The sequence below is a fragment of the Pantoea vagans genome (assembly GCF_004792415.1).
Lineage (GTDB): Bacteria > Pseudomonadota > Gammaproteobacteria > Enterobacterales > Enterobacteriaceae > Pantoea > Pantoea vagans.
On record NZ_CP038853.1, the window covers coordinates 1 to 12,221 of the forward strand.

The 12,221-nt window shown below is 56.5% G+C and carries 11 protein-coding genes; 8 read left to right on the forward strand and 3 right to left on the reverse strand.

The window, feature by feature from the left end:
• The 7 genes from dnaA to EGO56_RS00035 all read left to right on the forward strand — a co-directional run bounded on the left by dnaA (position 1) and on the right by EGO56_RS00035 (position 9,226).
• Positions 1-1,416, forward strand: coding sequence for a chromosomal replication initiator protein DnaA (gene dnaA, locus EGO56_RS00005; RefSeq protein ID WP_013359605.1), 1,416 nt, complete (start codon positions 1-3; stop codon positions 1,414-1,416).
• Between the two features lie 4 nt (positions 1,417-1,420).
• Entirely contained in the window at positions 1,421-2,521 is a 1,101-nt protein-coding gene (dnaN, locus tag EGO56_RS00010; RefSeq protein WP_033734661.1) for a DNA polymerase III subunit beta, read from the forward strand.
• A gap of 235 nt (positions 2,522-2,756) precedes the next feature.
• Positions 2,757-3,842, forward strand: a complete 1,086-nt coding sequence (recF, locus tag EGO56_RS00015; RefSeq protein WP_135907358.1) for a DNA replication/repair protein RecF — start codon at positions 2,757-2,759, stop codon at positions 3,840-3,842.
• A gap of 18 nt (positions 3,843-3,860) precedes the next feature.
• On the forward strand, positions 3,861-6,269 hold the full coding sequence (gyrB, locus tag EGO56_RS00020; protein WP_013359602.1) for a DNA topoisomerase (ATP-hydrolyzing) subunit B: 2,409 nt from the start codon (positions 3,861-3,863) through the stop codon (positions 6,267-6,269).
• Between the two features lie 192 nt (positions 6,270-6,461).
• Complete coding sequence (locus tag EGO56_RS00025) at positions 6,462-6,941, forward strand: NanQ anomerase/TabA/YiaL family protein (RefSeq protein WP_135907359.1); 480 nt, start codon at positions 6,462-6,464, stop codon at positions 6,939-6,941.
• Positions 6,942-7,040: 99 nt separating this feature from the next.
• Positions 7,041-7,850 (forward strand): sugar-phosphatase, encoded by an 810-nt coding sequence (yidA, locus tag EGO56_RS00030; protein ID WP_033734656.1) that lies wholly within the window; start codon positions 7,041-7,043, stop codon positions 7,848-7,850.
• 116 nt (positions 7,851-7,966) lie between these two features.
• Complete coding sequence (locus tag EGO56_RS00035; RefSeq protein ID WP_135907360.1) at positions 7,967-9,226, forward strand: YidR family protein; 1,260 nt, start codon at positions 7,967-7,969, stop codon at positions 9,224-9,226.
• Here the strand turns inward: EGO56_RS00035 and EGO56_RS00040 are convergent.
• Complete coding sequence (locus EGO56_RS00040) at positions 9,201-9,569, reverse strand: YceK/YidQ family lipoprotein (RefSeq protein WP_236263131.1); 369 nt, start codon at positions 9,567-9,569, stop codon at positions 9,201-9,203. The genes EGO56_RS00035 and EGO56_RS00040 overlap by 26 nt on opposite strands.
• A gap of 290 nt (positions 9,570-9,859) precedes the next feature.
• On the opposite strand from EGO56_RS00040, the gene ibpA reads away from it, so the two are divergent.
• Positions 9,860-10,276 (forward strand): small heat shock chaperone IbpA, encoded by a 417-nt coding sequence (gene ibpA / locus EGO56_RS00045; protein ID WP_003849623.1) that lies wholly within the window; start codon positions 9,860-9,862, stop codon positions 10,274-10,276.
• 502 nt (positions 10,277-10,778) lie between these two features.
• Here ibpA and EGO56_RS00050 read toward each other — a convergent pair.
• Positions 10,779-11,690, reverse strand: coding sequence for an EamA family transporter (locus EGO56_RS00050; RefSeq protein ID WP_135907361.1), 912 nt, complete (start codon positions 11,688-11,690; stop codon positions 10,779-10,781).
• A gap of 21 nt (positions 11,691-11,711) precedes the next feature.
• A complete protein-coding gene (locus EGO56_RS00055) occupies positions 11,712-12,212 on the reverse strand; it encodes a YbaK/EbsC family protein (RefSeq protein WP_013359596.1) in 501 nt (166 codons plus the stop codon).
• Positions 12,213-12,221: the final 9 nt, after the last annotated feature.

A 12,221-nucleotide genomic window follows, 5' to 3' on the forward strand; every position in this document is an offset into this window, starting at 1 on the left:
GTGTCACTTACGCTTTGGCAACAGTGTCTTGCCCGTTTGCAGGATGAGCTTCCTGCCACCGAATTCAGCATGTGGATCCGTCCACTGCAGGCTGAGTTAAACGACAATACGCTTGCCTTGTATGCTCCAAATCGCTTCGTACTCGACTGGGTCCGGGACAAATACCTTAACAGTATCAATGCACTGCTGAATGAATTCTGTGGTCCGAACGTGCCTGCACTGCGTTTTGAAGTGGGTACGCGCCCGGTTCAGCAGCCGGCGGCAGCGGTCAGCCAGCCGGTGATGGCCAGCGTCAGCGCGCCCGTCATGCCCGTGCAGAGTCACATCCGTCCGGCCCCGACGCAGATCCTGCGTCCCAGCTGGGATAATGTTCCGGCGCCGGCCGACGTCACCTATCGCTCGAATGTGAATAACCGTCATAACTTCGATAACTTTGTCGAGGGTAAATCCAACCAGCTGGCGCGCGCGGCGGCACGTCAGGTGGCGGATAATCCAGGCGGCGCTTACAACCCGCTGTTTCTGTATGGCGGCACCGGTCTCGGTAAAACGCACCTGCTGCACGCCGTAGGCAACGGCATCATTGCCCGTAAACCTAATGCAAAAGTGGTTTACATGCACTCCGAGCGCTTTGTGCAGGATATGGTTAAAGCGCTGCAGAACAACGCGATTGAAGAGTTCAAACGCTATTACCGTTCTGTCGATGCGCTGCTGATCGATGATATTCAGTTCTTTGCGAATAAAGAGCGGTCGCAGGAAGAGTTCTTCCACACCTTTAATGCCTTATTAGAAGGCAATCAGCAGATCATCCTCACCTCGGATCGCTATCCAAAAGAGATCAATGGGGTGGAGGATCGTCTTAAGTCACGTTTCGGCTGGGGTTTAACGGTGGCGATCGAGCCGCCTGAGCTGGAAACGCGCGTCGCGATCCTGATGAAAAAAGCAGATGAGAACGACATTCGTCTGCCGGGTGAAGTCGCCTTCTTTATTGCCAAGCGTTTACGCTCTAACGTGCGTGAACTGGAAGGCGCGCTGAATCGCGTGATCGCCAATGCCAACTTTACCGGCCGGGCGATCACCATCGACTTCGTGCGTGAAGCGCTGCGCGATCTGCTGGCACTGCAGGAAAAGCTGGTCACCATCGATAATATTCAGAAGACCGTGGCTGAGTACTACAAGATTAAGGTGGCGGATCTGCTCTCCAAGCGTCGTTCGCGCTCGGTAGCGCGTCCGCGCCAGATGGCGATGGCGATGGCAAAAGAGTTGACGAACCACAGCCTGCCAGAAATTGGCGATGCTTTTGGGGGTCGCGACCACACAACGGTGCTTCATGCCTGCCGCAAGATTGAGCAGCTGCGTGAAGAGAGCCACGATATCAAAGAAGATTTCTCTAATCTCATCAGAACATTATCTTCCTGACGCTATGAAATTTATTGTTGAACGTGAGCAGCTGCTGAAGCCGCTGCAGCAAGTAAGTGGCCCGCTGGGCGGTCGTCCGACACTGCCGATCCTTGGAAACCTGCTGCTGCAGGTAACGGAAGGATCGCTGTTACTGACCGGTACCGATCTGGAAATGGAGATGGTCGCGCGCGTGGCGCTGACGCAGGCGCATGAGCCTGGCTCCACCACCGTGCCAGCGCGCAAATTCCTCGATATCTGTCGCGGATTGCCCGATGGCGCAGAAATTACGCTGGCGCTGGAAGGCGATCGCATGCTGGTTCGCTCTGGCCGCAGCCGTTTTTCGCTGTCGACCCTGCCCGCCAGTGACTTCCCGAATCTGGACGACTGGCAGAGTGAAGTTGAATTCACCCTGCCACAGGCAACGCTGAAACGGCTGATTGAAGCGACCCAGTTCTCGATGGCCCATCAGGATGTGCGTTACTACCTCAACGGCATGATGTTTGAAACCGAAGGGGAAGAGCTGCGCACCGTGGCCACTGATGGTCACCGTCTGGCCGTTTGCTCGATGCCGATTGGTCAGGCGCTGCCGAGTCACTCGGTGATTGTGCCGCGTAAAGGCGTGATTGAGCTGCTGCGTCTGCTTGATGGCGGCGAGAACCCGCTGCAGGTCCAGATTGGCGGCAGCAACATCCGGGCGCACGTCGGTGACTATATCTTCACCTCTAAGCTGGTTGATGGTCGTTTTCCCGATTATCGCCGCGTATTGCCGAAGAATCCCGACAAAGCGCTGGAAGCGGGCTGCGATCTGCTCAAACAGGCGTTTGCCCGTGCGGCGATCCTCTCGAATGAGAAGTTCCGCGGCGTTCGCCTCTACATCACTGAAAATCAGCTGAAGATCACCGCTAATAACCCTGAACAGGAAGAAGCGGAAGAGATGCTGGACGTCAGCTACAACGGCACCGAACTGGAGATTGGCTTCAACGTCAGTTACGTGCTGGATGTGCTGAACGCGCTGAAGTGCGAAAACGTCCGCCTGCTGCTGACGGATTCGGTGTCGAGCGTGCAGATTGAAGATGTAGCGAGTCCCGCAGCGGCCTATGTCGTCATGCCCATGCGTTTATAGGTGTTACATATCGGCCTGGCTTACTTGCTACGTTGCGCCCCGGCAGTGCTCGCCATCCTCACGTACTTCAGTACGCTCCGGTGGCTGTGCGCTGGCGGGACACAACGTAGCTGCGACGCCGACGGCCTGGTGACGGCGATATCGGGCAAACCTGCTTCGCCGTCAACGCACTTAATTGTGTTATAAGGCAAAACCCATTTCATCCCGACTATTGCCCTTCACGCTGGATTGATTCATGGCTTTAACCCGCCTTCTTATCAAAGATTTTCGTAATATCGAGCAGGCTGACCTGCAGCTGGCACCCGGCTTTAATTTCCTGGTGGGCGTCAACGGCAGCGGGAAAACCAGCGTTTTAGAGGCGATCCATACGCTGGGGCATGGCCGATCGTTTCGCAGTCTGCAGGCGGGCCGCGTGATCCGTCATGACGAGGCGGCGTTTGTGTTGCACGGACGTCTGGAAAGCAAAGAGCGGGAAATCTCCGTCGGGCTGACCAAAAACCGGGCCGGTGACAGCAAAGTGCGCATTGATGGCAGCGACGGTCACAAGGTCGCAGAGCTGGCGCAACTGTTGCCGATGCAGCTAATCACCCCGGAAGGCTTTAGCCTGCTGAATGGCGGCCCCAAATACCGCCGGGCCTATGTCGACTGGGGCTGTTTCCATAACACACCCGGCTTCTTTAACGCCTGGAACAATATGCGTCGCCTGCTTAAACAGCGGAATGCGGCGCTGCGCCAGGTTTCACGTTACAGCCAGATTCGTCCCTGGGACCAGGAGCTGGTCCCGCTGGCGGAACAGATCAGCCAGTGGCGGGCGGAATACAGTGCGGCGATTTCAGCGGAGATCACTGTCACCTGCGCCCAGTTTCTGCCGGAGTTTGAGCTGCGCTTCTCCTTCCAGCGTGGCTGGGACAAAGAGAGTGACTACGCCGAACTGCTGGAACGTAATTTTGAGCGCGATCGCGCACTGACCTATACCGCCAGCGGTCCCCATAAAGCCGATTTTCGTATTCGCGCTGAAGGGACGCCGGTCGAAGATTTACTCTCACGCGGGCAGTTAAAACTGCTGATGTGTGCATTGCGTCTGGCACAGGGCGAGTTCCTGACAAGCCAGAGCGGACGCCGCTGTATTTACCTCATTGATGACTTTGCTTCTGAGCTGGATGAGAGCCGCCGGCGCCTGCTGGCGGACCGGTTAAAAGCCACTCAGGCTCAGGTGTTTGTCAGCGCCATTTCTGCCGGACATGTAATCGACATGACCGACGAAAAGGGCAAGATGTTCCGCGTGGAACAGGGTAAAATAGCGGTTCAACCTGAAGATTAAAATGAGCGAGAAACGTTGATGTCGAATTCTTATGACTCCTCAAGTATTAAAGTCCTGAAAGGACTTGATGCGGTACGCAAACGCCCGGGCATGTATATCGGCGATACCGATGACGGTACCGGTCTGCATCACATGGTATTCGAGGTCGTGGATAACGCAATCGACGAAGCGCTCGCTGGTCACTGTAGTGACATCGTAGTCACTATCCATGCGGATAACTCCGTCTCGGTACAGGATGATGGACGCGGCATTCCTACCGGTATTCACGAAGAAGAGGGCGTTTCCGCCGCTGAAGTGATCATGACCGTGCTGCATGCGGGCGGTAAGTTCGACGATAACTCCTATAAAGTCTCCGGCGGCCTGCATGGCGTGGGCGTCTCTGTCGTTAACGCCCTGTCGCAGAAGCTGGAGCTGACCATTCGTCGCGAAGGCAAAGTGCATCAGCAGATTTACGTCCACGGCGTACCTGAGGCACCGCTGGCGGTCACTGGTGATACCGACATCACCGGTACCCGCGTGCGTTTCTGGCCAAGCTATGAAACCTTTACCAACGTGCGCGATTTCGAGTATGAGATTCTGGCAAAACGCCTGCGCGAACTGTCGTTCCTGAACTCGGGCGTGTCGATTCGCCTGGAAGACAAGCGTGATGGCAAAACCGATCACTTCCATTACGAAGGCGGCATCAAGGCGTTTGTTGAGTACCTCAACAAAAACAAAACTCCGATTCACCCTACCGTGTTCTATTTCTCTACCGAGAAAGATGGCATTGGCGTGGAAGTGGCGCTGCAGTGGAACGACGGCTTCCAGGAAAATATTTACTGCTTTACCAACAACATCCCGCAGCGCGATGGCGGTACGCACCTTGCCGGTTTCCGTGCGGCGATGACCCGTACCCTGAATGCCTATATGGATAAAGAGGGTTACAGCAAGAAAGCCAAAGTCAGCGCCACCGGTGATGATGCGCGTGAAGGCCTGATCGCCGTGGTTTCGGTGAAAGTGCCGGATCCAAAATTCTCCTCACAGACCAAAGACAAACTGGTCTCGTCAGAGGTGAAATCGGCGGTTGAGCAGCAGATGAACGAACTGCTGGCAGAATACCTGCTGGAAAACCCGTCAGACGCCAAAATCGTCGTGGGCAAAATTATCGATGCTGCCCGTGCCCGTGAAGCAGCACGTCGCGCCCGTGAAATGACCCGCCGTAAAGGCGCGCTGGATCTGGCTGGTCTGCCAGGCAAACTGGCGGATTGCCAGGAGCGCGACCCGGCGCTGTCTGAAATCTACCTGGTGGAGGGTGACTCCGCAGGCGGCTCGGCCAAACAGGGCCGTAACCGTAAAAACCAGGCGATTCTGCCGCTGAAAGGTAAGATCCTGAACGTTGAGAAAGCGCGTTTCGACAAGATGCTCGCCTCGCAGGAAGTGGCCACGCTGATCACCGCACTGGGTTGCGGTATTGGTCGCGATGAATACAATCCGGACAAACTGCGCTATCACAGCATCATCATCATGACCGATGCCGACGTCGATGGTTCACACATCCGTACCCTGCTGCTGACCTTCTTCTATCGTCAGATGCCTGAAATCATTGAGCGCGGCCACGTCTATATCGCTCAGCCGCCGCTCTACAAAGTGAAGAAAGGCAAGCAGGAGCAGTACATCAAAGATGACGAGGCGATGGACCAATACCAGATCGCTATCGCCCTTGATGGTGCAACGCTGCACACCAATGCCAGCGCGCCTGCGCTGGGCGGTGAGCCGCTGGAGACGCTGGTCTCTGACTTCAACAGCACCCAGAAGATGATCAAGCGTATGGAACGCCGTTATCCGATGGCCATGCTGCGTGCGATGATTTATCACGACACGCTGAGCGACCTGAGCAACGAAGCAGAGGTCACTACCTGGCTGAACGGCCTGGTGAGCTATCTGACGGAGCGTGAAGCGCACGGCAGTACTTATCTGGCACAGGTGCGTGAAAACCGCGAACTGAACCTGTTCGAGCCGGTGCTGCGCGTCCGTACCCACGGTGTGGATACCGACTATCCGCTGGAAGCTGAGTTTGTTCAGGGACCTGAGTACCGCAAAATCTGTGCTCTGGGCGGCAAACTGCGTGGTCTGCTGGAAGAAGATGCTTACATTGAACGTGGTGAGCGTCGTCAGCCGGTGGCAAGCTTCGAACAGGCGATTGAGTGGCTGGTGAAAGAGTCGCGTCGCGGCCTGTCGGTCCAGCGCTATAAAGGTCTGGGCGAAATGAACCCGGATCAGCTGTGGGAAACCACCATGGATCCAGACAGCCGTCGTATGCTGCGCGTCACCATTAAAGATGCGATTGGTGCTGACCAGCTGTTCACGACCCTGATGGGCGATGCGGTCGAACCGCGTCGCGCCTTCATCGAAGAGAATGCGCTGAAAGCGGCCAATATCGATATTTAACAGATAGCGGACATAACAGGCCATCCCTACGGTGATGGCCTTTTTTTTTGTGCCGTATGGGCGAAAACCCGGCGAGGCGGCTCCTGCTGCCCGCATGCTGCGACCCCGATCACGTTTTAACCCGCTCAGCTCCCTTACTCTTGCCTCTCTTTGCGCTATTCCGGCGCACTCATTTTTACAGGGAGTTACACCATGATTGTTTGCGATCGTCACGACTGGGACAGAGAACGTCACGCCTTTCATCCGGTCATCGATCAGGCGATAAGCTGGATTGCGGGAACCGACTTCAGCCAGCTGGACACCGGCAAATATGAGATTCTGCCTGACAACAAAATGTTCTGTCTGGTGCAGGAGATGATGACCGAACCCGCCAGCGCGCGTCGTGCAGAGTCCCACTTTAACTACATCGATATTCAGTATCTGCTGGCAGGCACCGAGAATATTGGTGTGGCCCGCGCCCATGCCGACCAGAAAATTACCGAAAATTTCGCCGAACAGCGCGACGTCGTGTTTTATCAGACGATTTCGAACGAGTCGGTGATTACGCTGCTGCCCGGCATGTTCGCGCTCTTTTTCCCGCACGATATCCATCGTCCCTGCTGCGCGCCCGGAGAGCCCGCAACAATCCGAAAAGCCGTGATTAAAATCCACCGCGATCTCTTTACAGCCTGACCCTGGCGGTTTCCTGGCCATTCCCGCCTGCCAGGAAACTGGTCAATGTGCGCTGAATCGCGCTAGCATTGAACAAAACCCAGACGCTACGAGGATTCTATGGCTATTAAATTGATCGCTATCGACATGGATGGCACCCTGCTCAATCCGCAACATGAGATCACGCCAGGGGTGAAATCCGCCCTGGATCGTGCCCGCAAGCAGGGCGTGTCGATTGTGCTGACCACAGGCCGGCCGTTTGTGGGTATCCAGCGCTATCTGATGGAACTGGATATGCAGGCGCCCGGCCAGTACGCGATCAGCAACAACGGTGCGCTGGTTCATCAGGCGGCAGATGGTGAGTGTGTGGCAGAAGTGACGCTGACCTTTGACGATTACCTCTACATTGAGAATCTGGCACGTGAGCTTGGCGTCCATTTCCAGGCGTTCGACAAATCTCATCTCTACACGCCGAACAAAGACATCAGCGAATACACCATCCATGAAGCGAGCCTGACCGGCATTCCGGTGCGCTATCGCGCAGTGGAAGAGATGGATCGCGCTATGCGCTTCCCGAAACTAATGATGATCGATCGGCCCGCCCTACTCGACGCGGCAATTGCCCGCCTGCCCGAGCATGCTAAGCAGACTTACACCATCCTGAAAAGTGCGCCTTATTACCTCGAAATCCTCGATCGCCGGGTGAACAAAGGCCAGGGCGTCAGAATGCTGGCGGAAAAGCTCGGCCTGAAGCAGGAAGAAGTGATGGCGATTGGCGACCAGGAGAATGACCTGGCGATGATTGAATATGCCGGCACGGGTGTCGCCATGGGTAATGCCATTGATTCTGTTAAGAAAATCGCCCAGTTTATCACTAAAACCAATATGGAAGATGGCGTCGCCCATGCCATTGAAGAGTTAGTGCTGTAACGGCCCTGTTCTCTGCCGGGCCGCTGCGGCCCGGCTCCCTTACCCCGCCAAAAAAGCTGCACCGCAAAACGGAATCGCGTAATTTGTCGGGCAACGCTTTCTCCGTGGGTTTCATCATGTCAGAAAAACAGATCACCTTTGCTGCCCGTCAGCATCAGCTCACCAATATCAATGTCTGGACGGCCGACAGCCAGTGGCTGGCGTTTGACGTCCGTCCATCAGGCGCGTCCTTTACCAGCCAGACCATTGAGCGGGTCAATGTGATGACCGGTGACGTTGAGGTGCTCTATCAGGCCCGGGACGGAGCCCACGTCGGCGTCGTGACGGTCAGCCCCGATCTGCCCCCACGCTACGTCTGCATTCATGGCCCGGAACATCCCGATGACAGCTGGCAGTATGACTTCCACCACCGGCGCGGTGTAATTGTTCAGAACGGCGCGGCGGTGAATCTGGATGCCTGCGATATCACGCCGCCCTTTACCCCTGGCGCGCTGCGCGGCGGCTCGCATGTGCATGTCTTCAGCCCCGACGGTTCACGCCTGAGCTTTACCTACAATGATCACGTGATGCATGAGCTGGATAGCCGTCTCGATCTGCGCAACGTCGGTATCGCGGTGCCGCTTCACGCGGTGACGCCGGTTAAACAGCATCCGCGCGAGTATGACGGCAGCTATTTCTGCCTGCTGGTGAGCCAGACGCATGCGGAACCGCAGCCAGGCAGTGACCAGATCAACCGTGCTTATGAGGAGTGCTGGGTCGGTGAACGTGGCTATCAGAAACCGGACGGCCGCTGGCAGCGCTGGGCTATCGCTTTTCTTGGCGACACGCTGACGGCGCAGGGCGAGAAGCGTCCCGAAGTCTTTATTGTTGATCTGCCAGACGAACTGGAAGATTACGCGCGCGCCGGAGAGAGGCCGCTGGAGGGCACCCGCGCGCAGTTACCTGCGCCACCGGCTGGCGTACAGCAGCGTCGCCTGACGCACAGTCGTGGCGTGGCGCTGCAACCGCGCCACTGGCTGCGTACTGCGCCCGATGGCAGCCAGATCGCGTTTCTGATGGCGGATGCCGGCGCGGTGATCCAACTCTGGACGGTCTCTCCCAACGGTGGCGAACCGCGTCAGATCACCGAACTCAGCCACAGCATTCAGTCCGCTTTTAGCTGGCATCCTGACGGCCAGTCAATTGCCTTTATCTGCGATAACAGCGTGATGCGATGTGAGGTTGAGAGCGGCGCGTGTCAGCGTCTGACGTGCAGAACGGAAGAAGCACCGTCAGGTGACGCGGTGGTCTGGTCACCTGATGGTACACAGATTGCTTTTATGCGTGAGGTGAATGGCTGGCGGCAGCTCTTTACGGTTGCGGCTGTGACCGCATAGGTGGCATAGGCTGCGCCTGCGCCAGGCTTTCCTGGGTATGCGCCAGCCTTTCGCTCTGCAGGATACGTTCACGTGGGGAGTCGAGAGATTTGTCTTTGTCGCTACGGTAGTAGTCCCACGGCAGCAGCAGCGTATCCAGCACGGCAGAGAAAGGAAGATCGATTAACGCCAGCGGCTTCAGCGCCCAGCTGGTATCACCATCAGTCAGCATGTCGGCGCTGGCACGGGTGCCGGGATAATAGCCCTGACTCGCACCGGTATGAGACATCACGCTGGAACAGCCTGTTGTTGCCATAGCGCAGCACACCATTCCAGCCAGAGGTAAGGTCTTCATCAATTTCATCATCATCATCCCTTCAGCCATGGCATAAGCCTGGCTGAGTTGGCTTGCCAGACAACGTCAACACTCTGGGGCGAAGTCCGTCTGCGTCTGGCAAAAGTAGTCCTGAGTGTATGTCATTTCCGCAATTTGGCGAAAAAAATTGCATTTCGCCCTCTTGAAAATCGTTTTGTGACACCCATTTTTAGTTTACGGACGCACTCACCGTCGCCGCAAGGGACAGTGAGGTGCCGTATCCAGCCTGTCCAGTTGTGGAAGGTTGCCAAAACTTGCTGAATTTCAGGAGTCTTAATATGCGTAACTTTGATCTCACCCCACTTTATCGCTCTGCTATCGGTTTTGATCGCCTGTTTAACCTGCTTGAATCTAATCAGAATCAGAGCAATGGCGGCTATCCTCCCTATAACGTTGAACTGGTCGATGAAAATCACTATCGCATTACTATTGCGGTGGCCGGTTTTTCTCAGAGCGAACTGGATATCACGGCGCACGATAACGTGCTGATCGTGCGGGGTGCCCATCCTGAAGAGCAGGCCGAGCGTAAGTACCTTTATCAGGGAATCGCCGAGCGTAACTTCGAGCGTAAATTCCAGCTCGCCGACCACATTGTGGTGCGCGATGCCCGTCTCGAAAATGGTCTGCTGAGCATCGATCTTGAACGACTGGTGCCGGAAGAGGCGAAACCACGCCGTATTGAGATTCTGAAGTAATCATGAAAAACGCCGCGTTAGCGGCGTTTCAGGCTGCTGAAAAACCCAAATTAGGGTGAGTCCGGCAGCAATGAATAAGCTCAATGCGCAGGGAACACGGTCAGAGGAGGAAAGCGTCCCGCGCCAGGGATGGCGTGGGCCGAGCGTGCCAGGGATGGCGGTTTTTGCGACTTTCCGATCTGACCGCGTTCCCTTCGCAGGCTCGGTCTTACCGCTACCGAGCTGGACTTTTTCAACAATCTCAACGCCGCTAATGCGGCGTTTTTCGTTTTTGATGTCAGTGGGTGCACAGGCTCAGGGAGTATACGCCTTTCGCAAAGACGCAAAAGCGCCATCCATGGCGGCTCAGCGCGGGCCATCCCTGGCCCGCGATGCTTTGCTACAGGCGTATACTCCCATCGCTTTGAATTTATGAGCTGCCTGAAAAAGAGAGCAGCACTAGCGCTGTTTTGCGCTCTGAGCTATAACGCTTACAAAGGCTGCGTCAGCGAAGATTTTTAACTTACGGCTGCGTTCGCATCGCCAGACGCTGACCCAGCACGCCACCAAACACATTCACCAGCAGCCCCAGAATAATCACCACCGCCCCCAGCATCTGCTGACCAGAGAGGTGCTCATCCAGCACCAGCGCGGCGGTAATGATCCCTACCACCGGTACCAGCAGCGACAGCGGCGCGACGCGCCAGGTTTCATAGCGACTCAGTAAATTCCCCCAGATAGCGTAACCGACAATGGTGGCGACAAACGCCAGATAGAACAGCGCCAGCACGGTCTGCAGGCCGATATGCAACAGGCTATTAGCGATGGCGGCCTGCCCCTCAAACAGCAGCGAACAGGCAAAGAAGGGAATGACCGGCACCAGCGCACTCCAGACCACCAGCGACATAATCGGCACACTGCGGTTCCGCATAATGATCTTATTGGTGATATTCCCCAGCCCCCATGACAGCGCCGCCGACAGGGTCAGCATCATAGTCGTCAGCGTAATCCCGGCGCTGGTCTGCCCTTCCATCCCCGCCGTCGCCAGCATAAACATTCCCAGCGTGGCGATAATAATCCCGACGATATGATTCCAGCGTAGCTTCTCTGCCAGCAGCAGCGCACCCAGCAACAGGGTAAAGAACGCCTGCGCCTGCAGCACCAGCGACGCCAGACCGGCTGGCATGCCGAGCTTGATCGCCAGAAACAAAAACGCAAACTGACCAAAACTGATGGTCATGCCGTAAACCACCAGCCAGCGCAGCGGGATCGGCGGGCGACGCACAAAGAAAATAGCGGGAAAGGCGACCAGAGCGAAACGCAGTCCGGCCAGCAAAAAAGGCGGCATGCCCTGCAACCCGAGCTTAATCACCACAAAATTCACGCCCCACGCTACCACCACGCACAGCGCTAACAGCATATCTTTTACCGACATCTGAAACTCCTTGAGCCGCCGTCAGGCGGTGATCGCAATCGGGGAGGCGATATCAGCACAACAGCCTTCACCCACGATGCGAAAATAGTCATCTGCAGCCAGCGCGATCGACTTCTCCAGCTCGCCCGCGTTAAACCATAATGTGCCGACCTGCTGCAGCCGGGTATCGACCCGCAGCGCCAGCCGGTCATCAAAACTAAACGGCGGCACCGCGCCCATGACACAGTCGGTCAGTGCCTGCGCCAGCTCTGGCGCGGCGAACGAGGACTTTTTGCCGCCAATGGCGCGCGCCGCGCTTTTGAAATTGATCCGACAGTCACCCGGCACAATCGCCAGCAGCTGACGCGATGGCGCACCGTCCGGCATAGTGACCTCCAGTACCATCGCTTTGGCCGCCTGGCCCAGCGCGTTGCCGCGGATCTGGCTGATCTGATCGGTCTGCCCGACCGCCTCATGCTCCACTACGCGGTAGCTGGCCTGATGCTGATCCAGCAGCGCAGTAATTTTTTCAAACGTCGTCATTCCCTTCTC